24 protein-coding genes and 1 pseudogene are annotated in these 22,508 nt (G+C 57.5%); 8 read left to right on the forward strand and 17 right to left on the reverse strand.

What is annotated here, in order from left to right; all coding sequences use genetic code 11:
- Positions 1-115 precede the first annotated feature (115 nt).
- Entirely contained in the window at positions 116-715 is a 600-nt protein-coding gene (locus tag AC2FIR_RS11290; RefSeq protein ID WP_321250490.1) for a L,D-transpeptidase, read from the reverse strand.
- A gap of 169 nt (positions 716-884) precedes the next feature.
- Between AC2FIR_RS11290 and dalA the strand changes: the two genes are divergently transcribed.
- Positions 885-1,400: a divisome-associated lipoprotein DalA gene (gene dalA / locus AC2FIR_RS11295; protein WP_170615517.1), complete on the forward strand. Its 516-nt coding sequence runs from the start codon at positions 885-887 to the stop codon at positions 1,398-1,400.
- 57 nt (positions 1,401-1,457) lie between these two features.
- Here the strand turns inward: dalA and AC2FIR_RS11300 are convergent, their stop codons facing one another.
- From AC2FIR_RS11300 to AC2FIR_RS11330, 7 genes are all read right to left on the reverse strand, one after another.
- Complete coding sequence (locus AC2FIR_RS11300; RefSeq protein ID WP_170615519.1) at positions 1,458-1,922, reverse strand: PTS sugar transporter subunit IIA; 465 nt, start codon at positions 1,920-1,922, stop codon at positions 1,458-1,460.
- Between the two features lie 59 nt (positions 1,923-1,981).
- The gene (gene hpf, locus AC2FIR_RS11305; RefSeq protein WP_170615521.1) at positions 1,982-2,545 is read right to left on the reverse strand and encodes a ribosome hibernation-promoting factor, HPF/YfiA family; all 564 of its coding nucleotides are present in this window, start codon (positions 2,543-2,545) and stop codon (positions 1,982-1,984) included.
- Positions 2,546-2,797: 252 nt separating this feature from the next.
- Positions 2,798-3,556, reverse strand: coding sequence for an LPS export ABC transporter ATP-binding protein (gene lptB / locus AC2FIR_RS11310; RefSeq protein ID WP_170615523.1), 759 nt, complete (start codon positions 3,554-3,556; stop codon positions 2,798-2,800).
- Positions 3,556-4,047, reverse strand: a complete 492-nt coding sequence (locus AC2FIR_RS11315; protein WP_170681930.1) for an LptA/OstA family protein — start codon at positions 4,045-4,047, stop codon at positions 3,556-3,558. Before AC2FIR_RS11315 ends, lptB begins: the two co-directional genes overlap by 1 nt.
- Before the next feature lie 3 nt (positions 4,048-4,050).
- The gene (gene lptC, locus AC2FIR_RS11320) at positions 4,051-4,650 is read right to left on the reverse strand and encodes an LPS export ABC transporter periplasmic protein LptC (RefSeq protein ID WP_480914954.1); all 600 of its coding nucleotides are present in this window, start codon (positions 4,648-4,650) and stop codon (positions 4,051-4,053) included.
- Between the two features lie 12 nt (positions 4,651-4,662).
- A complete protein-coding gene (locus tag AC2FIR_RS11325; protein WP_170615529.1) occupies positions 4,663-5,631 on the reverse strand; it encodes a KpsF/GutQ family sugar-phosphate isomerase in 969 nt (322 codons plus the stop codon).
- A complete protein-coding gene (locus tag AC2FIR_RS11330) occupies positions 5,628-6,242 on the reverse strand; it encodes a ribonuclease D (protein ID WP_496746751.1) in 615 nt (204 codons plus the stop codon). The genes AC2FIR_RS11325 and AC2FIR_RS11330 overlap by 4 nt, the downstream gene beginning before the upstream one ends.
- 177 nt (positions 6,243-6,419) lie before the next feature.
- Here AC2FIR_RS11330 and AC2FIR_RS11335 point away from each other — a divergent pair, with 177 nt between their 5' ends.
- The 4 genes and pseudogenes from AC2FIR_RS11335 (at position 6,420) to AC2FIR_RS11350 (ending at position 10,720) form a co-directional block, all read left to right on the forward strand.
- Complete coding sequence (locus AC2FIR_RS11335; protein WP_170615533.1) at positions 6,420-6,848, forward strand: Lrp/AsnC family transcriptional regulator; 429 nt, start codon at positions 6,420-6,422, stop codon at positions 6,846-6,848.
- 212 nt (positions 6,849-7,060) lie between these two features.
- A complete protein-coding gene (locus AC2FIR_RS11340) occupies positions 7,061-7,615 on the forward strand; it encodes a transglycosylase SLT domain-containing protein (protein ID WP_496746752.1) in 555 nt (184 codons plus the stop codon).
- A 70-nt stretch (positions 7,616-7,685) separates the two neighbouring features.
- Positions 7,686-9,713, forward strand: a pseudogene (gene flhA / locus AC2FIR_RS11345) (flagellar biosynthesis protein FlhA).
- Positions 9,710-10,720, forward strand: coding sequence for a flagellar basal body P-ring protein FlgI (locus AC2FIR_RS11350; RefSeq protein ID WP_480441697.1), 1,011 nt, complete (start codon positions 9,710-9,712; stop codon positions 10,718-10,720). The pseudogene flhA and the gene AC2FIR_RS11350 overlap by 4 nt, the downstream one beginning before the upstream one ends.
- 30 nt (positions 10,721-10,750) lie before the next feature.
- Here the strand turns inward: AC2FIR_RS11350 and AC2FIR_RS11355 are convergent, their stop codons facing one another.
- The 8 genes from AC2FIR_RS11355 to AC2FIR_RS11390 are packed head-to-tail and all read right to left on the reverse strand — an operon-like array spanning position 10,751 to position 18,230.
- Positions 10,751-11,395, reverse strand: coding sequence for a DUF1523 family protein (locus AC2FIR_RS11355; RefSeq protein WP_496762369.1), 645 nt, complete (start codon positions 11,393-11,395; stop codon positions 10,751-10,753).
- 11 nt (positions 11,396-11,406) lie between these two features.
- Positions 11,407-11,673: a hypothetical protein gene (locus AC2FIR_RS11360; protein ID WP_496746753.1), complete on the reverse strand. Its 267-nt coding sequence runs from the start codon at positions 11,671-11,673 to the stop codon at positions 11,407-11,409.
- Positions 11,674-13,011, reverse strand: coding sequence for a DUF6638 family protein (locus tag AC2FIR_RS11365; protein ID WP_496746754.1), 1,338 nt, complete (start codon positions 13,009-13,011; stop codon positions 11,674-11,676). It abuts the gene before it with no gap.
- Between the two features lie 16 nt (positions 13,012-13,027).
- Complete coding sequence (locus AC2FIR_RS11370) at positions 13,028-13,633, reverse strand: hypothetical protein (RefSeq protein WP_480914947.1); 606 nt, start codon at positions 13,631-13,633, stop codon at positions 13,028-13,030.
- Positions 13,630-15,561 (reverse strand): AAA family ATPase, encoded by a 1,932-nt coding sequence (locus tag AC2FIR_RS11375; RefSeq protein ID WP_496746755.1) that lies wholly within the window; start codon positions 15,559-15,561, stop codon positions 13,630-13,632. Before AC2FIR_RS11375 ends, AC2FIR_RS11370 begins: the two co-directional genes overlap by 4 nt.
- A 57-nt stretch (positions 15,562-15,618) precedes the next feature.
- On the reverse strand, positions 15,619-16,737 hold the full coding sequence (locus AC2FIR_RS11380) for a hypothetical protein (RefSeq protein WP_496746756.1): 1,119 nt from the start codon (positions 16,735-16,737) through the stop codon (positions 15,619-15,621).
- The gene (locus tag AC2FIR_RS11385) at positions 16,730-17,146 is read right to left on the reverse strand and encodes a hypothetical protein (RefSeq protein ID WP_496746757.1); all 417 of its coding nucleotides are present in this window, start codon (positions 17,144-17,146) and stop codon (positions 16,730-16,732) included. Before AC2FIR_RS11385 ends, AC2FIR_RS11380 begins: the two co-directional genes overlap by 8 nt.
- A 4-nt stretch (positions 17,147-17,150) precedes the next feature.
- Positions 17,151-18,230, reverse strand: coding sequence for a hypothetical protein (locus tag AC2FIR_RS11390; protein WP_496746758.1), 1,080 nt, complete (start codon positions 18,228-18,230; stop codon positions 17,151-17,153).
- 270 nt (positions 18,231-18,500) lie between these two features.
- On the opposite strand from AC2FIR_RS11390, the gene AC2FIR_RS11395 reads away from it, so the two are divergent.
- Both AC2FIR_RS11395 and AC2FIR_RS11400 read left to right on the forward strand, forming a co-directional pair.
- Positions 18,501-19,976: an NAD-dependent succinate-semialdehyde dehydrogenase gene (locus AC2FIR_RS11395; RefSeq protein WP_480914940.1), complete on the forward strand. Its 1,476-nt coding sequence runs from the start codon at positions 18,501-18,503 to the stop codon at positions 19,974-19,976.
- Between the two features lie 18 nt (positions 19,977-19,994).
- Positions 19,995-20,201 (forward strand): hypothetical protein, encoded by a 207-nt coding sequence (locus AC2FIR_RS11400; RefSeq protein WP_496746759.1) that lies wholly within the window; start codon positions 19,995-19,997, stop codon positions 20,199-20,201.
- 137 nt (positions 20,202-20,338) lie between these two features.
- Here the strand turns inward: AC2FIR_RS11400 and AC2FIR_RS11405 are convergent, their stop codons facing one another.
- Positions 20,339-21,292, reverse strand: a complete 954-nt coding sequence (locus AC2FIR_RS11405) for an SDR family oxidoreductase (RefSeq protein WP_170615559.1) — start codon at positions 21,290-21,292, stop codon at positions 20,339-20,341.
- Positions 21,293-21,460: 168 nt separating this feature from the next.
- Here AC2FIR_RS11405 and AC2FIR_RS11410 point away from each other — a divergent pair, with 168 nt between their 5' ends.
- Entirely contained in the window at positions 21,461-22,354 is an 894-nt protein-coding gene (locus tag AC2FIR_RS11410) for an AraC family transcriptional regulator (protein ID WP_480914937.1), read from the forward strand.
- The last annotated feature ends 154 nt before the right edge of the window (positions 22,355-22,508 follow it).

The raw sequence follows: 22,508 nt of genomic DNA on the forward strand, positions 1-22,508 counted from the left end.
TCCGATTAGTGGAGTCACACATCTAAGACTTACCTCGTGTTTTTTTCTAATCAGCAATGCGCAGGGATTGCAATTGCAACTTGATCGCCAAGCGGGTTCGTGCATGAAAATGTCGTCAAATTAGCAACACTTGCGTGCCAACCTTCGCCATAGAAAACAGCTCGGCAATGTCCTCGTTGAACAGGCCGATACAGCCGTTTGAAGACCGGCGCCCGATTTTGCGCGTGTCATGGGTGCCGTGAATGCGATAATATTTCCAGCTCAGGTACAAAGCATGTGTTCCCAAAGGGTTATCCGGACCAGGCGGGATATAGTCGGGCCATTCCGGATTTCGCTTCTTCATCGACGGCGTCGGCGACCAGCTTGGGCCTTCGACCTTCCGGATCACGCTCGTCCGTCCGCGGCGGGTCAGTTCTTCGGTCAATGGAACCGAAGATGGGTAGAGTTTGTATACAGATTGATCATCTGACCAATAATGCAGCGCCCGCGAGACGGTATCGACCAAAATGGCACCGTTTCTGGTATTGGAAAAATAGGGCTGCCAGTCCAACGCCCGGAAGCCCGAAACATTGCGGCGAACCGCCGGTTCTGCTTCCGGAGCAGGACGCAATGGGTCTCCGGGAATGTACTGGGCGATTGCCGGCGTGGCCAGCACGGCCGTCGCACCTGCCAGAAATCCGCGGCGGGTCGAGGGCTGAATACGTTTTTTGACCATGACAAAGGGTCCTTTGCTTAGGTGACTTGGAAATTTCGGATCATTTTATTGCCAGAATGCTTCAGTCGCAAATCAAACCGGCAGAATCACGCGGGTTGTGGCCATTGTACGTTTGCCCAGCGCGTTCAGTCACGCTATGCCCGTTGATAACACAATTATCAGGTCGACCATGACGCGTATCCTTTCTCTGCTAGTTATTTGCCTTGTCGCACTGGCGGCATGCACGGACACCTCAACCACAGCCTTGGGGGCCGACGGGCGGCCGTTGCCGACAGTCTACAAGATTCGCGGCAGCACCGATAAACTACAATTCCGCATGTTGGATTCGGTGAATGCACTCCGTCAGGCCTCGGGCCTGCAACCGGTTCAACTGAATGCCCAACTGAATGCGGCCGCAGCCACCCATTCCAAAGACATGGCCCGTCAGAACCGCCCCTGGCATTTCGGATCGGACGGATCCTCGCCCATCGATCGCGCCGCGCGCGCAGGCTACTTCGGGACCTTCCTGGGCGAAGCGATATCGGAAACCTACGAGACCGAGACCGAAACCCTGGCCGCATGGATGCAGGAGCCCGGCCCGCGCGCCGTCATCATGGATCCGAAGGCAAGCCAGATGGGCTTTGCCTGGCATCAGGAAAAAGGCGGCAAAATCTGGTGGACACTGGAAATGGGCACAGGCGGCTGATCGCCTCGGGCCGCAACAAAGCCTCCGGATAGCGGGGGCTTTTTCAATAGAGCCAGGTTACGCAGCCTGCATCGACTGCGCTTCAGTCAGAATGGCATAAAGTTTGACGGGGTCAGGATTTGCCCGCAACTTTGCGCAGACAGATGTGTCACGCAAGGTCCGCGACACAAGCGCCAAAGCCTTGAGATGATCGACACCCGCTTCTTCCGGCGCAAACAACGAAAAGGCAATGTCGACTGGCTGACGGTCGACCGAACCGAAATCAATAGGCTTTTCCAGCATGACGAATACGCCCGAAACGGCCTGAAGCTGCGGCAATCTCGCATGTGGCAGCGCCACGCCATGGCCAACCCCGGTCGGGCCGAGGCTTTCACGCTCCAGCAGGCTGTCCACAACTTCCTGCGCGTCCAGCCCAAGGGTGGCGGCAGCGACATCGCTGATTTCCTGAAACAACCGCTTCTTGCTGGAAGCAGATGACAATACACGTACGGCTTCGGGCTTCAGTATGCTCGACAGCTCCATGATCACGCTCCATGACGTTGCCCCGGCCAAAACCGGGGCCCGTCTTTCAATCTTGCCTGTTACGGATCGATCCACCCGATATTGCCGTCATCCCGGCGATACACGACATTCAATCCGTCCTTGTTTTCATTACGGAACACCAGCACCGGGGCGCCTGCAAGTTCCATTTGCATAACAGCTTCGCCAACGCTGAGAGATGGTATCTTTGTTTCCATCTCAGCCACAATCATGGGCTGCAGCGATTCGGGTTCGTCAGCCGTCTCCGATTCATTAGAGGCGAGGATATATGAGGACGCGCCGAAGAGTTCAACCGGCTCGGATCGATCCTTATGGTGGTCTTTCAGGCGGCGCTTGTATCTGCGCAGTTGTGTCTCCATTTTGTCGCAGCAAGCCTCGAATGCCGCATATATCTCGATTGCGTGGGCCTTGGCCTGGGCGGTCAGGCCCGTCGACAGATGCACCGTGGTCTCGCATACATATTCATGCGCTGAACGGGAAAAGACGACGGCGGCGTCCGTCGGGCGCTGGGCATACTTACCCACAACCTCGCCCAGCTCGGTCTGCACGTGGGTCTGCAGCGCCGCGCCGATGTCGATCTGTTTTCCGCTGATTTGGTAACGCATGTGATCTCCTTCACAATTCACACCCATTCTGACGCCACGTTACGCGGCGAGCTTGTTTTTATCGGGTGGGGGGTAGCGACATGTTTTGTGGTTGTCTGCCATCGCGCCCTTCGGAGAAGGAATATCGTGATCCAGACTGGAACCGCAAAACTGCCATGAGCCAATTGAGCCAAGAGGCGGCGGAAGAGTCAATCAAAACAAAAGCGTATTTGTGTAATTTCCGACATGCAGCAAGTGCAGATCAGCGCAAGCCTATGAAATCCTGAAGTTTTCACCCAGATACACGCGGCGCACATTCTCGTTTTCAACAACTTCGTCCGGCGTGCCGGACATCAGCATCTTTCCGTCATGCAGGATGTAGGCCCTGTCCACAATTTCCAGCGTTTCGCGGACGTTGTGATCCGTGATCAAAACACCAATTCCGCGCTTTTTCAGGTCGGCAACCAAATGCCGGATATCCCCAACACTGATAGGGTCCACACCCGCAAACGGTTCATCCAAAAGCAAATACTTGGGATCGGCAGCCAGGCAGCGGGCGATTTCCACCCGGCGTCTTTCCCCCCCTGACAAAGCCAGGGCCGGGGCCCGCCGCAAATGCTCGATCGAGAAATCGGACAAAAGTTCTTCCAAACGTTCCTTGCGGCGATGGGCGTGGCTGACGGTTATGTCCAGCACAGCGGCGATATTGTCCTCGACGCTCATGCCGCGAAAAATCGACATCTCCTGAGGCAGATAACCGATCCCCATCCGGGCGCGCCGGTACATCGGCAAAGTCGTGACATTGTGCCCGTCCAGCGTGACCGTGCCCGCCTCGGGGAAAACCAGCCCGGCGACAGAATAGAACGTCGTCGTCTTGCCCGACCCGTTGGGACCAAGCAAAGCCACAACTTCGGACCGGCCCAGTGTCATCGAAACATCCCGGATCACGGTCTTCTTGCGATAGGACTTTCGCAGTTTCTCGATTCTGAGACCCGAGGTGCCGTCGGCAACGGATAAGTTGGGTCGTGCCATCAGTTGTTGCCCTGTTGCAGGATCGTTTTCACCCGACCGGTCATGGTTGCGGTACCTGTGGTCAGGTTGGCATTCATCTGATCGCCGCTGATGACGCTTGGCCCCTGTGTCAGAAGAACATTGCCCTTCATCAGGATCACACCGGAATCAATCGTATATTCGGCCCAATCCCCCTGCGCCGCGTCGGGAGGGCTTACCAGAACCACGTCTTCCGTGGCCTCTAGCCGCTCGATCGCCGAACGCTCGTTGTTGTAGATGACCAGAACTCGTTCTGCAGTCAGACGCATTTCGCCCTGAATCACGATGACATTTCCCAGAAACTCGGCCGACCCGTTTTCCTGATTGACGTTGAGTGTTTCCGACGTCACTTCGACCGGCAAACTGGGGTCCGCCTTGGTCGACCCAAACGCCACCTGCGTTTCCTGCGCGGTCGCGGAAACGGCACTCGTCACCAGAGCGATGCAAACAAGGGCAATTCGAAAATCAAACACACTTCATCTTTCTGCTTTTGCCGGCTCATACACCAGCTTTACGCCATCTGTAAAAACAATATGGACCGGTCCGTCCTTTTTTTCAGTCCCAAATGTCATGCGCCCGGCCGAGAAATCACCGATCGGTCCGGTTCCGTTAACCTGACCCGGTGTATCCCCGCGGATTTCATCCAACGAGGTGTTCAGCAAATCCGTGGTGACCTGGATGCCGTCCGTGGTGGTTATGACTACGTCGCCGACAAAAGTTGCCGTCTTTTTGTCTGGTCGGATCATGCCCGAATTTGAATCCAATGTTATGACACCGCCATTCAACAGCCCCAGACGCCCCCGAAACTCGGCCGCGGTCGGGACAGATCCTTCGGCCCCTTTTGCCGCCTGTATGGCCTTGATGTGTACGTCTTCGCCCTTGCGGGTTGTGCCCCGGTAGTCGGGCTGGGTAATAACCTGGTCGGCAAGGCGATCGTTGATTTCCGTTTGCGGGAATGGAACCGACACGTCTGTCTCGATGCTGCGGGACAGAAGGAACACCGTGGACAGCATCAGGATAGCCACCAGTGGCAACAGCACCTTCAAGAACTGTACCATGCGGGAATAGCGGTCCACAGTTTCCACCTTTCAGCCCAACCCGACGCGCAGGCAATCGTGAATGTGCAAAATGCCTTCAGCCCGCCCGCCCGAGGCCGGATCGACCACAAACAAACAGGTAATCTTGGGCGTCTGCATCGTCATCAGAGCCACGGCGCTCTCGGCCAGTTCACCCGGTCCGATGGTACGCGGGTTCTCGGTCATCACCTGATCGACGGTCAGGTCAAGCAGACCCTGCATATGCCGCCGCAGGTCGCCATCGGTCACGATGCCCAGCAACCGCCCCTCGGCATCACTAACGCCGACAACGCCAAAACCCTTCTGGCTCATGACCAGCAACGCCTCGCTCATCGGCGTGCCCGAGGAAACGATCGGCGTGTCGGTATGCATCAGATCGCGAACCTTGCTGAGCTGCGCGCCGAGTTTGCCGCCGGGGTGGAAGTCACGGAAGTTTTCAGGCCGGAAATCGCGGTACTTCATCAAGGCAATCGCCAGCGCATCCCCCATTGCAAGCGTCAGCGTCGTCGAAATCGAAGGCACCATGCCAAAGCCGCAGGCCTCACCCATCGACGGGATCAGCAGATGCACGTCCGCCTGTTTCATCAACGTGCTTTCGGGCTTGCTGGACAGACCGATCAGAGGGATGCCGAACCGCCGGGTAAAGGCCAGAAGATTGGCCAGTTCCGGTGCCTCGCCCGAGTTCGAAATCGCCAGAACCACATCGCCCTTCGACACCATGCCCAGATCGCCGTGGCTTGCCTCGGCCGGGTGCACGAAATAGGCGGGTGTCCCGGTACTCGCCAGCGTCGCCGCGATCTTGTGGCCGATATGGCCCGATTTGCCGATCCCGCTGACAATGATCCGACCGGTTGCCTGCAGGATCATCTGGACGGCAGTGGCAAAATTTTCATCCAGGCCGTCCGCCAGAACGTCAAGCGCACGGGCTTCGTCAGTGATGACCTGCCGCGCGGTTTTCAGAAAGGATTCGTTGTCAGTCATGAGTGCGCAAAAATATCCGTTTCAGGCCAACCGGCGAGGTCCAGCTTGGCACGCATCGGCAGGAAATCAAAACAGGCCTGCGCCATCTCGGTCCGGCCCTCGCGTGCCAGGCGCCCATTCAGCGCATCGCGCAACTGGTGCAGGTACAAAACGTCCGAGGCGGCATAGTCCAGCTGGGCCTCGGTCAGGGATTCCGCACCCCAGTCGCTCATTTGCTGCTGTTTCGAGATGTCGACGCCGATCAGTTCCTGGCACAGGTTCTTCAGCCCGTGCCGGTCTGTATAGGTGCGTACCAGTCGGCTGGCGATCTTGGTACAATAGACCGGCGCCGCCAGCGCACCAAATGTGTGGTACATGACCGCGATGTCAAATCGCCCGAAATGAAACAGCTTCAGCACATCGGGATTTTCCAGCATGGCACACAGGTTCGGCGCTGATGTCTGCCCATTTTCGACTTGAACGATATGGCTGTGCCCATCGCCACCCGACATCTGGATAACGCACAACCTGTCCCGATGCGGATTCAAACCCATGGTTTCACAGTCGATCGCCACGACCGGGCCCAGATCCAGCCCATCCGGCAGGTCGTTTTTGTACAAGTGGTTCGCCACGGATTTTTCCTTTGTTCGGTCTCAAACCACGAGATAGGAGGTTTGGTCCGCAAACTCAACGCCATCCAGCGGGCGTCATTGTGACCAGGCCCGGCCGGGACGGGATTTTGCCGCGACACAAATGAGGTCAGCAGGAACTTGAGCATCTGTATGCTAATGCTCTAAACCTTGGCCACCATGGACAAACTTGATCGAAATATCGTTGCCGCACTTCAGCAGAACGCGCGTGAATCAACAACCCGGATCGCAGCAAAGCTGGGCGTGGCGCGCACCACCGTTCACGAGCGTATCAGCCGCATGGAAGATCGCGGTGTAATTGCAGGGTACTCTGTGGTTTTGCATAGCCCGCAAGACACGCCGCGTGTTCAGGTCATCGTTCTGCTGGAAGTGCAGCAAAAAGAAACGGCCCGCATCATCAAACGTCTTGAAGCCTATCCCGAGGTCAAACTGTGCCTGTCCATCAACGGAGAATTCGACCTGCTGCTGAGTGCCGAAGCACCGCATATCGAAGATTTGGACATCCTCGTCGACGAACTCGCCAAGATCCCGGGCGTCATGCGAACCAACACAAGCGTTGTGTTTGGCCGCCGGATCGACCGGAACTGATGCTGCGATAACCCTATGTAAACCGATGCGCGGCTAGCCTGCCCCGGACTGATCAAGATCCCGGACCGGCAGAATGCCCCATCGAATACTCCTTTTCCTTCTGATTTTGCTTTTTGCCGGGCGTTCGCTGCATGCACGACCTGACGCAAGAACCGCCGATCTGTGTGATCAGGCCATGAGGCAAGCCGCTTTGTCGGAAGGGGTTCCTCTGGATGTTCTACGGGCCGCGCGCGCGCGTGGAATCCGGTCTTAATGTCGCCGGCACCCTGCGCCCTTGGCCGTGGGCGATCAATGTCGAGGGGCAAGGTCTTTGGTTTGACAGCGAGGTCGAGGCAAAATCCCATGTTTTCCAAATCTTCAAAGCGGGCGCACGCAGTTTCGACATTGGCTGCTTCCAGATCAACTATCGCTGGCACGGGCAGGCATTCCGGTCGATTGACGAAATGTTCGACCCGGATCAGAACGCCAGGTATGCCGCCGGTTTCCTAAAAGACCTGTTTGCAGAGTTGGCATCCTGGCCCGCAGCGGCCGGTGCTTATCACTCTCGCACTCCCGCTTTGGCCCAGACCTATTCCGAGCGTTTTCAGACCGAATTGGCGCGTCTCAACGAGAACGAGCCGAGAAAGTATGCGGCAGTTGCCCGCGATCCTATTACACAGTCCTCTGAACCATTGCTTCCGTCGCGATCTGAAGCGCCAAAACGGGTAATGCTGGGGTCGCTGGTTCCGGTAGCGGATAGTGCCACCGCCTTTATCGTCTTCAACTAAGGGGGTGATCGTGTTCAGGTTTGATGCCCGCTCTGTGTTTTCGCCGACCGTCCTGCTGGCGCTGGCCTTGATGACGGTCATCGTGATGATGATCCTGCCAATGCCCGCCTGGGTTCTGGATGTGGGGCTGGCAGCGTCGTTTGCGCTGGCTATTCTGATCTTCACCTTGACTCTGTTTATCGAACGCCCGCTGGATTTCTCATCTTTTCCAACGATCCTGCTGTCATCCCTGATGCTACGATTGTCGCTGAATGTTTCGTCCACCAAGCTGATCATCGGTCAGGGTCATTAGGGCACCAACGCCGCAGGTGATGTGATCGAGGGGTTTGCCCAATTCGCCATGGGCGGAAGCATCTTTCTGGGTCTCGTCGTGTTTGGCGTTCTGCTGATCGTGAATTTCATGGTGATCACCAAGGGCGCCGCCCGCATGGCCGAGGTCGGAGCCAGGTTTGCGCTGGATGGGATGCCGGGCAAACAACTTGCAATTGACAGCGACATGTCCGCAGGGGCCATCGACCATCAGCAAGCCAAGGAACGGCGCGAAACAGAACAGCAGGAAACGACTTTCTTCGGCTCGCTGGACGGTGCGTCCAAATTCGTCAAGGGCGACGCCGTTGCCGGGTTGCTGATCACCTTGCTGAACCTTGTCATGGGTCTGGTCATGGGCGTGATCGTGCATGGTATGCCGGTTGCATCCGCCTTCGAAACCTATTCGATCCTGACGGTTGGTCATGGGCTGGTCTCACAAATCCCTGCGGTCATTATCTCAATCGCGTCCGCGCTGCTGCTGGCGCGGGGCGGCACGCAGGGGGCAACCGACAGCGCCATCTTCTCGCAGTTGGGGCGGCACCCGGCTGCATTGGGCACAGTCTCGCTGCTGATGGCCCTGTTTGCGTTGGTGCCAGGCCTGCCGTTTCTGCCCTTCATTCTAGGCGCAGGTGTTTTGGGATACTCAGCCTACAGCGTTTACAGCAAACAAAAATCCGAGCTGACAAAAGCGCACTCACCGGCACCCGAGACCGATGCCCCGACCCCGCAGGCCATCGGAGACATCCTGGACCTGGACGACGTTCATCTGGAATTCGCGCCGGATCTGGTCAGCATGGTTCTAAACCCAGGCACCGGTCTGGACGCGCGGATCGCCAATATGCGGACATATGTCGCCTCTGGCTTTGGTCTGATCCTGCCCGAAATTCGGTTGACCGATCGCGCCGATCTTCCAACCGGCACTTACGTTATCAAAGTTCAGGGCGTCGAACAGGCGCGCGGTGTTCTGAACCCCGACCTTGTATTGGCGCTGATTCAGGAAGGGCCGGACATTCTGCCGGACGGAAATGATGTGACCGAACCTGTCTACGGCGCACCTGCCCGTTGGATACTGCCCAAAGATCGGGAGGCTGCGGCCCTGAGCGGCGCAACGATCGTCTCGCCCCCCGAAATCCTGGCGACCCATCTGCTTGAAATCATCAAGCAGAACTTCTCCCGACTGCTGACACTCAAGTCGCTGCGGCGTCTTTTGTCCGAAATGACTCGGCTGAGCGATCCGGGCCGGGCCGAGGCCAACCGCAAGTTGCTGGACGAACTGATCCCGGACAAGGTCCCGATCGATACATTACATTCCGTTCTGCGGCTGCTGCTGGACGAACGGGTGTCCATCCGAAACATGGCCCTGATCCTGGAAACCGTGGCCGAGGCCCGGCTGACCACAACTCTGCCCGAAGGGATTTGCGAACTGGTGCGCCAACGTCTCGGGTTCCAGCTGGTCGCCGACATGAAGCGCGAAGATGGGTCGATCCCACTGATCCAACTGGCACCGGAGTGGGAGGACACGTTCGCCACTTACCAAATCGACGCCCAAAACGCAGGTCTCGACGTCGCGCTTCCGCCCAACCTGTTCAACAAGCTTGCAGACGGTGTCGTGCAAAGCGCTGCGCAAACCGCGGATCGGGGCGTGTTTGCGGCCGTTGTGACTTCGACCCGTCGACGCAGGTTGCTGCGCACGATCCTGCACGCACGCGGCATCTCGAACCCGGTTCTGTCATTTGAAGAAATCGGCTTGGAAGCCAGGCCGGCACTTGTCGGTACGGTGCCCGCGTGATCGGCCTGCCCCCCGACTTGCTGCCGTTTATCAGTAGCGAGCTTGAGCACTTGTTCGCCGTTTTCCTGCGGGTTTCCGCTTTGGTTTCCCTTCTGCCTGCCTTCGGAGAGCGCAGCATTCCGGCCCGCGTAAAACTGGCGATAGCAGTGGCATTTACGCTCGTGGTTTCTTCCGCAATTGACCCGTCCGGGGCGATGTCTGGACTGTTCCCCGTAGTGCGGCTGATCGGCACCGAAATCCTGACGGGTCTGGCACTTGGCTTAAGCTTGAGGCTTTTCGTGCTTGCCCTTCAGACAGCAGGATCAATTGCCGCTCAGGCGACATCGCTATCCCAGCTTCTGGGCGGGGCGGCAGAGGGCGAGGCCGCATCCGTTGTGCGCGGAGTTCCGACTTCTGGCGTCATTCCGTCCGGCGCCAAGGTTGAGCGTGAAATCGAATTTGAACTGTCGTCGCTCAGTCAAATCCGCCTGGCCCTACGAGAACCGGATTTCACAACGGGTGAACGAATCGAAACTGCAGTCAATTCAGAATTCCGAAAGGCAGTGGCCATCATGAGAGATTCCGGCACGGTGGAGTTAAGCATTCCCGCCACCGGCGCACGATCAGCTGCACATGCACTTCGACGCATCGAAAACATCCTGGTAGAGCCGGAAACCAAGGCTCGTGTCGTGGTTGATCAACGCTCGGGCACCATCGTGATGGGTCAAGAGGTGCGTATCTCGAGGGTGGCGGTATCCCAAGGCAATCTGACCCTCACCGTCGAAGAGGCTCCGATCGCAATCCAGCCCAACCCGTTCGCGCGTGGCGAAACGGTGGTCGTTCCCAGAACCGTCGCAGGTATTGACGAAGAAGAAGGCACCGGGCTGGCAGAAATACCCGAAGCGACAACCTTGTCAGAAGTGGTGGCCGGTTTGAACGCTTTGGGCGTTTCTCCAAGGGACATGATTGACATATTGAAGACGATCAAAGCCGCCGGTGCGCTGCATGCTGAATTCATTGTTCGGTGACACCAAGGCCGGCCCAGTCATATTCGGCCCCTACTTTGACTTCCAACTGTTCAGCCACCTGCGAAACCTGCTGCTGCGTTCCTCGATCGCGTCGCCTGCGGCATACAGGCCGTCTTCCACATTCTCCATCATTGGGTCGATGCGGGCTTCTCGGAACCTGTGCCAGCGCACCCAGATGGCCCAAACAAGGGCGAAGAAAACAGTCAGGAAGATGATGTTGAACCATGGAATGATCCGCACATCCGGGCTGTCGACCTGCCATATCTTAACGGCGTTCGGAAAGATCGAAAGGAATTCACTGCGCCAGCCGTAGTGACGTACCACCACCCAACGCGGCGCCTCGGTTTTTGATTTCAGGTCTGCCGCTTCTGCCTGCAGGTTCGAGGAGTTCAGCTTGAAATAGGGCGGCCAGCCCCAGCCTGTATCCTCGTTCCGATAGACCATGACCTTGCCGTTGGTCTTGCGGGTCTGGATGAAGAACACATCACGGTTCGGTGTGGTCGGGTCGCTGCCGACATCATGAACCGACCAGAAGATGCTGTTCTCACCGGGGTCGATCCGTTTTTCATAGGTGTCCGAGATTCGAACCACGTCATGCTGCGGCAGGGTGTAGTTCGACACCGCCGCGATCGTGCCCCAGAACAGGATGATGATGGCCCATTTGACATAACGCATTGGTCAAACCCTCACATGAAATTCGAAACATAAATCAGGATCGCGATCAGGCCCAGCGGCACGACATAGATCCCAAGGATAAGTTTGCGGCGAAACGATCCGTCGTACTTTATCAGCCCGCGCTGGACAAAGGCGTCCCTGTCGCCTGTCATGCCCTTTTTCTCCCAATGCGCGATCAGTTTACCGCGTCGCACCCGGCGGGAATAGATTGATACGCCCACATACAAGACGGTCAGAACGATCAGCAACGGGATCAGAAAGCGGAGTGCGACCAACATTTAACTTCTCCCTACTGCGCCCCAGGGACCAACGCGCGCGATGATATCATCGCTGACCCGATCACTGCCACTCATGTCCGGCTCATGCCCGAACAGCGCGGCCCGGGCGCCTGCCTTGTCCACCTGATACTCTCGCGCAAGGAACTCGGCAACATAGGCTTTTTTTGTTTCCGGCCATGTCGCATAAGTGCGGTAGAACAGCTCTTTGTGGCAAATGAACATCTGGCGCGGATCCAGCGGGGCCAGTTCGGCCAGCAGCATATTCACCAGATCGCGGTGCGGCGTATCGGCGGCGCGCAAAGTATAGAAATAGGCCGGATGATCCGAAGCTACACGCGGCCAGGGCCCCCCGTCCGTCGCCCAGCGCAGCAACTGCGCCAGACCGTGATAAGCCTCGGGCAGACGGTCCGAATGGTTGCGCGCCAGACGGCGCATGTCCCTGCGGTCCAGCCCGGTCAGATCGACATCGGCATCCGCAGCAGCATCGATGGTCAGGAAATCCATCTTCTGCTGCAAGATCGCGGCGGCATCCACGCCGCGCGCCTTGACGATGGGTTCGACCAGATCGTTGTAGTCGAGAAATTTTGCAATTTGGTTCCGCTGCGACGGACCAAAGATGTACTTGATCGGCAGGCCATCCGGCCTGTCCCCCATACAAATCGCCGCCGGGTGATCCAGATCCGGGAACAGATACAGCCCGCCGAAATGCGCCGTCCAGAAGTTGCGCTGCTCGAATGCGGTGTGGCGCAGGCGGACGGGATTGCGCGTGACGTCCCCCGTCTCCTTGGCTGTCTCGATCATCTTCGCGATCAGAACATCATCGAACCAGGCATCCTCTTCGGTTTTGAACCGTTCGACCATCCCCGCCAGTTGCTGTGCCTTGCGCAGAGTGCCGCCCGCGGTGTCGGCCTCAATCTCGATCTTGCGCAGGTTCAGCAGATCGCGCGGCGTTGTGAGTTTGATGACCGAGTTCACCAGCTCTCCGGCCACCGCATCGGTGGCAGTCAGGGCGAAAAGCTGCGCCTCGTTCATCTCGATGAATTCGCGCAGGATATCGCGCGAGGTCGAGAATTTGACGTTCAGCAACGGCGCGCGTTTCTGCTCGGTCGTCAACAGAATGAACTGCCGGTTGACCCCGTTGGGGTTGAGGTAGAGCTCATCCTCCAGCTCAATCCCCACCTCCGGCGAATAGCCCGAGATATCGACATGAAAATCCGTCAGCTCTGTGGTTTTGCCCGCCAGATGCTGCAACGCGCGGTTATACCGCTCGACTAAGGCCGGGCTGGAGATGTGGACGAGGTTGCCGAACATCAGGCCTTGTTCGATGAGGCGGATCATTGTTTGGTGCCCTCCTCTATCCTACCTGAACAATCTTTGGCTTCAGAACCGCCTCTAGCTGCCTGAAACAACTGTTGTAGCGCTCTTTTCGATTCTCTGAATCTCTCCGACTTTTCAATACTTGATCGAGTTCTTTTTTTACTTCTTCTGTTGGGCGGAAACTACCGATTTCTACCTCGCGAAGATCATCTAGAGAGCAAATCAGCTCGTGTTCCAATTCAATAATTGGTTCACTTAACTGTCTTAGGTCCACGCCCCAACGCAACTCGGCCTCATCGAACAGTCGAGCTTGTTTGTTTTCTGTTTCTTTCAACACCTGCCAATACAGAATGAGAGCTTCTGTTCGTTTTCCGTTCGCGCGTACGTTGTCGATCTGTTTTTTGCGTTCCGCGTTCTGGATCTCGGGCAAAACTGAATGAGGTGATCTAAAATAATTGTAGATTTCACGTCTTTCGCGAAATCGACCATACAATTCGATAGCGAGTTCGTAGTCATGCTGCCACTTAGTTTGTTTTTTCCAAGTATTCAGCCCAATCCAAGCGGCTATCGCTGCAGAAATCGCCGCCAAAGCTGTGACGGTATTGGCAATCGCTGAAACTATCTCGGCAAGACCTGGCGTCACCCCTTCCCCTCCAGATACCGCCGCTTGGCCTCTTCCATCCTGCCCATCTCACGCACCGCGTTCTCAATGGCGACCTCGTCGCTCTTGTCGGCATAGCGGAATTCGCTGTCGGCGTAGCGGTTGATCTCTTGGATCACCATGTCCACCGTAATCGGCTGGCGCAGGTCCTCGATCATCGCCCTTTTGGTGTCGTAATCGCGAAACAGGAACAGGTCGGGGTTCTCCATCCATTCGTCAGGCAGTTCGAAATCCATCGCGCGGACCTTGACCGCGTCGGTGATGTTCTTGATCGCACGACCGGTAAAGCGCTCATCCGCCTGCTGGATCGCCTTGAGGTAGGTGCCCAGCTTGGCGATGGTGTCCATCTGGCCGATCTGAGCAGAGACCCGGTCATAGACCTGTAGCAGCGCGTCCTCATGCGGGCGGGCGTGGCTTTCGAAGCTGGCGGCAACGGCCTTCTTGATTTCCTGCGCGGCATAGGCGTCGTGCTCGCCCAGCGGGATGTCGTGGTTGCGGCCCATCAGCAGGTGCAGGATGTCGATGTAATCCTCGCGCGTCTGCGGCCCGTCCACCAGGAACCGCGCCCCCGCCCGCTGGCGCAGGGCGTCGTCCACATTCTCGAGGTAGTTCGAAAACATGCCAAAAGTGCAGTTGCCGCGCACGACGGTGTTGGCACCCGCAAAGCTCTCCATCAGCACGGCAGTGATTTCCAGTTGACCGGCTGACGACTGCCGGTCGCCGCGTTTGCCCGCCAGCTGGTCGATGTCGTCGATGGTACCAAAGCCGATGACCGAGGGGTCGATGATCGTGTTGATAAACGCCTTGGCGTTCTGGCCGGATTTGCCCTGATAGCTGTCGATATTGTCGGTGCTCAGGTTCTGATAGCGGAACGGATAGCCCGCGTTCTGGCAATAGTCGTTGATCAGCCCGGCCATCATCTGAATCAGAGTGGTCTTGCCGGTGCCCGGTTTGCCGTCGCCCATGAAGGTGAAGATGAACCCGCCGAGTTCCGCGAACGGGTTCAGGCGGCGGTCGAAGTCATAGGCCATCACCATCTTGGCCAGCTTCATCGCCTGATACTTGGCGATATGGTTGCCCACCACTTCGTTCGGTTTCTTGAACGTCATGGTCAGGGTGGTGGATTTGGCTTTGGAGGCTGGCTCAAACCCCCGGATCGTCAGGTCGTCAGACTCGATATGCCAGGCAGCGTTCTGGAACGGGGCCAGATGGCCAGCCGATTGCGCGCGCAGGGCGGCCTTCTCCATCAGTTGCTCGGCATAGGCGCTGGTTGCGGCGATCAAATACGCATCATCGGGAGCGTGTTTGGCAAAGGTCTGGTCCAGTTCCCACAACGCGCCATGCAGAGCGAGTTGGCCGTTGTCAGTCAGAACTTCCTCAATCTCGCCGATATCAACCGTGGTCTCACCCAGATGCGATGACATGAGGTAAGCCAAAGCATTGCCGAATACGTGCGACGTGATCAGAGCCTCCGCCGTCAGCAGTTCCGAGAACTCGGTCTTGCGTGCAGCGGGCAAATCCCCGGCCAAATTCGCACGCTTTAGATCGGCCAGCGGCGTCTGTTCCGCGTAAGCCTCAGCGACGGCCAGAGCGATTGCGATGGCGCGCCGGATGGCCTGCTGGGTGGTGGCCTGCGGTGGTGACACCAGCGCATCGCCCTCATCCGAGGCTTCGATCCGCTCAACCAGATGCACCCCATCGGCGCGCACCGTGCGCCGCGTCACCAACCCCGGTGTCGTCGACCGAAACCGTCGCCCTGTCGATACACCCGGAGACCGCTCAACTGCCGCCTCCACCGCCTTTACAATCCGAGGCGCGTGTTCGAAACCGTTCAGCAAAGCGGTTGCCGCCGGATAATGCTTGCGAATATCCGCCTCACGCAATTCCATCTGATCTGACGTCAAACTCATCTCAAAAGCCGCCCTTACTTCATCTCTTCAAAAGTACTCTCGCCGAAGGCGAAAATCTCAATACCTCAACACCTGCCCCGCCTTGCTGACCACGAACTTGCGTACATCGGCGAAACCCGGTGGGTTGCGCTCGGCCAGCACCTGAAACGGGCGTTGGGGCAGGATGATCGAGCGCTGTGTGTGCGTCGCCCCGGTCTCGGCCCCCTGACCGCCGAACGGGTCCAGCGCAAAGACCTCGCGCTCAACGGTTGAGAACCAACCGGCGCGCTCCTCGATAACCTCTTCGCTTTGCAGTTCTTCGGTGGTCCAGGCCAGTGCCCAGTCCTGACCTTCGGGCGCCCGCGCATCCTCCAGCACCTGCCGCAGGGGGCCGGATTGCTCGGTATAGGCCGAGGAATACATCGGCCCCACATGGATGCGGCGCAGGTGTTTGGGATGCAAGTCGTCAAAGTCCTGATCAAATCCCTTGGCAATGGTCACCAGTTTCAACCCGCCTAAGGACTGCGCAATCAGATGCGCCTGCACCTCGGGCCAGCGGCGTTGGTCCTTGGGCAGGGCGGTTTTGCCACTGTCCTCCAACTGCATCAAGTAGATGACCGGCAGGTTGATCTGGCTGTCATAGACCGCCCAGTGGATCAGAAATTTGCGCCGCCCGCCTTCATTCCCGATCCAGTGGCATTCGGGATCGTTGCGAGCCCAGAAAAGCTGACCCTTTGGCAATTCCTCATAATAGAGCCTTTGGGACAGCGCGAATTGCAGTTTGGTAGGGATTTCCCGGTCGCCGATGATTGTCCGAACCATGTCGGTCTTCAGGTCATCTTCCGAGGGCATATTCGCCAGATGCACCTGCGCCTGTTGCGCGTCATTGGCCATAGTCAGCAGTTCGGCCGCCACCGGGAACCCGCTGTCGCGCTTGTCCATCGCAAGGCTGCCAAAGAACCGCCCTGTATCGCGGCCGACAAGCAGGTATTTCATGCTGAGCGCGCGGAAGGTGTAAAGCAGCCCCGAGAGGTAGCGCGACACGATCCGCACCTCTTGCTTCGAGATCGCGCCCTCCGCTTCCATCGTCGCGGCCACGCGCAGGAGGTGAACGGTTATTACCTCGAATTTGCGAAAATAGCGGCGCGAGGCGAATGTGTCGGTCAGTCCGACATGGTCTTGGGTGGGGTTAGACATTGGGCATACGTGAGTGACAAATTTTTGTCCTGCAGTCTTCAAGTTGAGCTACAAAAATGAAGAGGTAGAGCCCAATGACGCCGCTCACCGGTAATCCCCAATGCAAAAACAGTGGAATTCCAAGAAACATACCTGCGAAAGGCAGCGCCCACTCCTTTCTGTATTTTCGCCAGAGAGCTATTGAGAGAATTGCTTTTCCAAACGTAAACTGATCCTCCCAATCCTCTGCAGCGTTTGGTGGGGGTTTCACAAAGTAAGTGATCAGAAGCTGACCGGGTAGCATGGTCCAAATCGCGACCACACTTAGGGTTGGGATGTTTGCAATCAGCGCGACGCCAAATGCAATCGTGAGGGCCACCGTTAGAAGTGCCAATACGGCTAGAGAGATTTCTCGCGCAGAATAACGCACGCCCTCACCCCCCATACAAGTTCTTATCATGCTTCTCGACAATCGAGGCAAACCGGCGGGCAAAGCGTTCATCCGCCTTGGCTTTTTTCTCCAGCACGTCGCGGGCAAAGACCATGTGGTCTTCATGCGCCTCAAGCATGTCGGCCATTTTCTGGTTGGTCGCGGTGCCGATGGCGGCCATGGCGGTTTGCGCCTCTTGGTCCGTTTGCACGCCGATCTCATTGATGCGGTGGGCCACGTCCTGCTGCTGCGCGGTTTTCAGCGATTTGGTCAGGGCGTCATACAGCACCACGCGTTGTTGCGTGTCTGTCTGCAGCTTGTTGATCAGCACCATCTGCGTCGCCGCCTGGTTCTGTAGGGAATCGACCCAGGTCTTGCCCTTTTCGATATAGCGCTCCAGCGTTTGCGACTTAGCCAGCTTGACCTGCTCCTCCTGAACCTTGGCATTGTATTGCTTGTTCAGCTCGGCCAGTTCGGTTTCCAATTGGGTGCGCGCGGCGGCGTCCTGTTCGACGCTGATCTTGTTCTCCAGCGTGATAATCGTCGGGTCCATATTCTGAATTTCAGCGCGCAGAGCCTCCAGCTCGGCAACAGTGGCCTCGCGATCATCCAGTGTGACGGTCAGGTTCTCTTCGACCTTCACGCGCTGTGCTTCCAGTACGGCCAGTTGCCCTTCCAGCAGCTTCACGATCACGTCGGATTTGGCGATCAGGTCCTGCAGCTTGTCGTCGATATTGGCGGTGCGCATCCGCTCCTGCCGCATCGACTCGGATTTGGCCTTGGCAAAGATGCCGACAAAGCTCTCCCACCCGGTTTTCGAGCGCATCTCGTCGAAATCCTTGGAAAAGGCGTTGGTCACGTCGTCCAGACCCATGATCAGCTCGGCGATATTCGCATTCATCACCTCAGTATGGGCATGCACGTCCTCAAGCGTCGCGTTCTCGATGTCGATATCCGCCTCGGCAGTGCCGATCTTGGCGCGCGCGGCCTCAATCCGCGAGGTCAGCCCTTCGATCTGTGACTGACTTTCACGCACTTTGGTCTGAGTTTCCTGAATCAATGCCTCGAACTGTTGGTTCGACATCTGTCCTATCCTTGTTTTTTCTTATCTACCCAATGAGATAGTGAATGTTATGACGATTTACATCCCCATGGGTCTCGAAATCACCAGAACTTTGGCAAAATCAATCAGAAAAAGATAGGCGCGACGATACAATCCAAAGCTGTATTATCAGCCGACGCTGACGTTCTGTTGTCCATATTCTGGATTGATCCATCCGCCGGAGTGGCCATGGACAAAACCCGCGGCACATGGTTGGGTGCGCGCAAATCTTTTCCTGCCGGAGACTGACTCATGCTGGACGCAACAACCGACCTTAAATCAATCCTGAAAAACCCCGATCTGCTGGTGACCAAAGCTTATATTGGCGGCCAGTGGGTGGACGGTGACAATGGCACCTTTGCAGTGACCAACCCCGCGCGCGGCGATGTGGTTGCCGAAGTTGCGGATCTCAGCCGCGCTCAGGTCGCTGGTGCGATTGCACAGGCGGAGGCCGCGCAGAAGGAGTGGGCCAAGCTGACCGGCAAGGAGCGCGCCGTGATCCTGCGCCGCTGGTACGACCTGATGATGGAAAACGCCGAGGATCTGGGCAAAATCCTGACCGCCGAGCAAGGCAAGCCACTGGCCGAGGCCGTTGGCGAGATCGCCTATGGTGCATCCTTCATCGAGTTCTTCGGCGAAGAGGCCAAGCGCGTTTACGGCGAGACGATCCCCGGCCATCAGCGCGACAAGCGGATCATGGTTCTGAAACAGCCGATCGGCGTTGCAGCCTCGATCACGCCTTGGAACTTCCCCAACGCGATGATTACCCGCAAGGCAGGACCCGCGCTGGCCGCTGGCTGCGCGTTTGTCGCCCGCCCTGCAGCCGAAACACCGCTATCCGCGCTGGTTCTTGGCCTTCTGGCCGAAAAGGCCGGCATCCCGGCGGGTGTGTTCAACGTCGTGCCGTCCTCGCGTGCCAGCGAGATCGGCAAGGAGTTCTGCGAAAACCCGGGTGTGCGCAAGCTGACCTTTACCGGCTCGACCGAGGTGGGACGCATCCTGCTGCGCCAAGCCGCCGATCAGGTCATGAAGTGCTCGATGGAGTTGGGCGGCAACGCGCCTTTCATCGTGTTCGACGACGCCGATCTGGATGCAGCCGTCGAAGGTGCCATGCTGTGCAAGTTCCGCAATAACGGCCAGACCTGTGTCTGCGCCAACCGGATTTACGTGCAGGCGGGTGTCTACGACGCCTTCGCAGCCAAGCTGAAAGCAGCGGTCGAAGCGTTGAAAGTCGGCGACGGTTTGACCTCCGGCACCACCACCGGTCCGCTGATCAACGCCGAAGCTGTCGCCAAGGTTGAGGAACACATCAAGGATGTCACCGACAAGGGCGGTGCAGTTCTGACCGGCGGTCTGCCGCATGACCTGGGTGGCACCTTCTTCCAGCCGACAATCGTGACCGGTGTGACGCAGGACATGATGGTCGCGCAGGACGAGACATTCGGGCCGCTCGCGCCGCTGTTCAAGTTCGAGGACGAGGACGATGTGATCGCCATGGCCAACGACACGATCTTTGGTCTGGCCTCCTACTTCTACGCCAATGACCTGAGCCGCGTCTACAAAGTGGCCGAGGCACTGGAGTATGGCATCGTCGGCGTGAACACCGGCATCATCTCGACCGAGCTTGGCCCGTTCGGCGGAGTCAAACAGTCAGGCCTGGGCCGCGAAGGCAGCCACCACGGTATGGAAGACTATCTGGAGATGAAATACGTCTGCCTGTCGGTTTGATAAGGCCCGGTCCGGTGTTTGGGTGCGCTTGCCACAAAAGCGCACCCAAAGCGTCACCTTCTTTCAATAGGCGTTACTGATTTCCAACGCGACCTGCTGCCCTTCCTGGCCTCGACCGACGGTAAGCTTCTGGAAAAGATCGAAGGACAGGCCATCCTGCCCGCGGGCGACACGGTGTTCTGGTCGATCGGGTTGGTGGTCGAGGATCCAACTTTCAAACACTGAGTAAGATGTGCTTCGTGCGAAATTTGCGCGGGGCTTTTCTTTTAATGTCAGCCTTGAGCCCATTCTACTAAATGCTGCACGGAGCACGAATGTCCGATGGTGGGTGAAGCATCACCAGCCGCACGGGGCCCGTTGGATCAAATCTCCCACTTGAAGCTTGTTTCTTGTTCAGTCACCTCCCAAAGCCTTGTCATTACCGGTTTGTCATACGCATGTGGGTTCAATGTACCCTTGCCGACCGGGCCAACGGCTTCAAAGCGGCCTGTTGGTCCGTAGAGCGCGCGTTGTTCGGTCAAATTCTCTTCGGTGGCGCACATGACTTCGGGATACGACCCTTGCTCGGCCGTTTGAACCATCGGCGTCATGGTCATAAGCCACCAGATGAACCTCATCGTCCGGCTGCCACTTGTACTGATCAGTGACGTTGCCGACGAGCCGGGATGGCAGACATAGACCTCGACCTTGGTTCGCCCTACGGCTGCAAGCCTGTCCTGTAGTTCATAGGCGAACATCATTTGCGCGAGCTTGCTTTGTGAGTATGCGGTATTAGGCCCGTAACTCTCTTCCCAGTTCATGTCGTCGAATTTGATCGTCTTCAATCCCATGTTGTAGCCAAGACTGGCAACTACAACGATCCGACCCTTCGAGGCTTCGATCCGCTCGAACAGAAGACCACAGAGTAGGAAGTGACCGTAATGGTTGGTGCCAAGCTGGCTCTCGAACCCATCTTCTGTCAGCTTGCGGGTTGGCACCTGCGCGATGGCAGCATTGCAGATGAGCGCATCAATCCGGGGAACGGAATTTAGAACCTCGTCTGCAGCTTCACGCACGCTTGCGAGCGAAGCCAGGTCCATTCGTATGAAGATCACTTCTGCTTCACTGCCGAACTCACTCTTCAGGTCCGCAACAGCTGCCTGAGACTTCTCAGCCGAACGGTTCAACATCACGACCTTGGCGTTCTTTTTTAGGAGCGTCCGCGCGGCCTGGAACCCGGCACCGGCGTTGGCACCCGTGATGAGGTAGGTCTTGCCGGAGAGGTCGCCGAGGCGCTCAGGCATCCAGCCTTTGGGTCCAAATGTGGTATCTGGCATTTTTTATCTCCTATCCGCGTTGGCGCATGGGCCGAGCGAACTTTGTTGAAGCATGGAAATGCAGATAGCTCTCATAAGAACGCGGAAACAGGCAAAATTATCGCAAATACTTGCCCAATTGCATCAAAATAGTTGCCAGTATCGATCTGGAGCCATTACATCCCTCTTATGAGCAAGGATCAGATCAAGCAAATCATTGCAGACCGAACCGAAACGGACGGCCTGACTGAGACGGGCATCAAGGGTGTACGGCTGTTTCGCGCCACGCTTTCAATCCCCTGTGTTCCAGCCGTTTACGAGCCCTGCATCGTGGCCATCGTGAGTGGGGTGAAGGAAGCCGTTCTGGATGGCCGAAGATACGAATACGACAGCAGTCAATATCTCTGCTGTCCGATGTCGATGCCGGTCAAGGCCGGTACGCCATTGGCCTCGCATGACAATCCTCTCTACGGGGTTATGATCTCACTGGAACAACGTGTTATGGCCGAGCTGGCGATGGAGATGGAAAATGCCGGGGGCGTTCTGCCTTCGGTCAAAGAAGAACTGCGGGAGCCCGGAATTAGGCTCGCGCGATGGGACGATGGTTTTACTGATGCGCTGCTGCGGCTACTGCGGCTCGGAGACAGCGAGACGGATACAGCGGTTCTCGGCGAGGCGCGATTGCGTGAGGTGCTCTATTCGATCCTGAAGGGAGAAGCTGGCACATTCGCACGGCAGGCATTCGGTGCTGGCAACGCCATCGCACGTTCCATTGCGCACGTGTCGTCACACTTGGATGCGCCGATCTCGATTGACGATATGGCAAGCCGAGCGGGTATGAGCCGGGCCGTCTTCCATCGCAAATTCAAGCAGGTTACGACGATGGCCCCAATCCAGTTCGTTAAGTCGATGCGGCTCAACAACGCCGCCATGAAGATCGCGGGCGGGATGCCTGTGAACGAAGCCGCGATGGACGTTGGCTATGTCAGCCCGTCCCAGTTCAGTCGCGAGTTCAAGCGCACGTATGGGCAATCGCCGAGGCAATGGGGAGAGGCACATCAACTTCCGGTCGATGTTGCATGAAGCTGACTTGCGTGAGCGGAGCGGACCTTGGAGCCACCGATGCGAACGGAAGCTTTGTCCGCATTACGGCCACTCACTGACCCCACAAAAAAACAACGCCCCGCGTCTGGAGGAACGCGGGGCGGGTGTTGCGACGGTCCGGGAGGAGGAGACC

It is taken from the genome of Ruegeria sp. CDSB136, from assembly GCF_059610965.1.

What these genes read in the sequence shown, in the direction of transcription:
- AC2FIR_RS11290 (WP_321250490.1), bottom strand. Translation starts at nt 715, where the DNA reads ATGGTCAAAAAACGTATTCAGCCCTCGACCCGCCGCGGATTTCTGGCA.
- dalA (WP_170615517.1), top strand. Translation starts at nt 885, where the DNA reads ATGACGCGTATCCTTTCTCTGCTAGTTATTTGCCTTGTCGCACTGGCG.
- AC2FIR_RS11300 (WP_170615519.1), bottom strand. Translation starts at nt 1,922, where the DNA reads ATGGAGCTGTCGAGCATACTGAAGCCCGAAGCCGTACGTGTATTGTCA.
- hpf (WP_170615521.1), bottom strand. Translation starts at nt 2,545, where the DNA reads ATGCGTTACCAAATCAGCGGAAAACAGATCGACATCGGCGCGGCGCTG.
- lptB (WP_170615523.1), bottom strand. Translation starts at nt 3,556, where the DNA reads ATGGCACGACCCAACTTATCCGTTGCCGACGGCACCTCGGGTCTCAGA.
- AC2FIR_RS11325 (WP_170615529.1), bottom strand. Translation starts at nt 5,631, where the DNA reads ATGACTGACAACGAATCCTTTCTGAAAACCGCGCGGCAGGTCATCACT.
- AC2FIR_RS11335 (WP_170615533.1), top strand. Translation starts at nt 6,420, where the DNA reads ATGGACAAACTTGATCGAAATATCGTTGCCGCACTTCAGCAGAACGCG.
- AC2FIR_RS11340 (WP_496746752.1), top strand. Translation starts at nt 7,061, where the DNA reads ATGTTCTACGGGCCGCGCGCGCGCGTGGAATCCGGTCTTAATGTCGCC.
- AC2FIR_RS11355 (WP_496762369.1), bottom strand. Translation starts at nt 11,395, where the DNA reads ATGCGTTATGTCAAATGGGCCATCATCATCCTGTTCTGGGGCACGATC.
- AC2FIR_RS11360 (WP_496746753.1), bottom strand. Translation starts at nt 11,673, where the DNA reads ATGTTGGTCGCACTCCGCTTTCTGATCCCGTTGCTGATCGTTCTGACC.
- AC2FIR_RS11365 (WP_496746754.1), bottom strand. Translation starts at nt 13,011, where the DNA reads ATGATCCGCCTCATCGAACAAGGCCTGATGTTCGGCAACCTCGTCCAC.
- AC2FIR_RS11375 (WP_496746755.1), bottom strand. Translation starts at nt 15,561, where the DNA reads ATGAGTTTGACGTCAGATCAGATGGAATTGCGTGAGGCGGATATTCGC.
- AC2FIR_RS11380 (WP_496746756.1), bottom strand. Translation starts at nt 16,737, where the DNA reads ATGTCTAACCCCACCCAAGACCATGTCGGACTGACCGACACATTCGCC.
- AC2FIR_RS11390 (WP_496746758.1), bottom strand. Translation starts at nt 18,230, where the DNA reads ATGTCGAACCAACAGTTCGAGGCATTGATTCAGGAAACTCAGACCAAA.
- AC2FIR_RS11395 (WP_480914940.1), top strand. Translation starts at nt 18,501, where the DNA reads ATGCTGGACGCAACAACCGACCTTAAATCAATCCTGAAAAACCCCGAT.
- AC2FIR_RS11405 (WP_170615559.1), bottom strand. Translation starts at nt 21,292, where the DNA reads ATGCCAGATACCACATTTGGACCCAAAGGCTGGATGCCTGAGCGCCTC.
- AC2FIR_RS11410 (WP_480914937.1), top strand. Translation starts at nt 21,461, where the DNA reads ATGAGCAAGGATCAGATCAAGCAAATCATTGCAGACCGAACCGAAACG.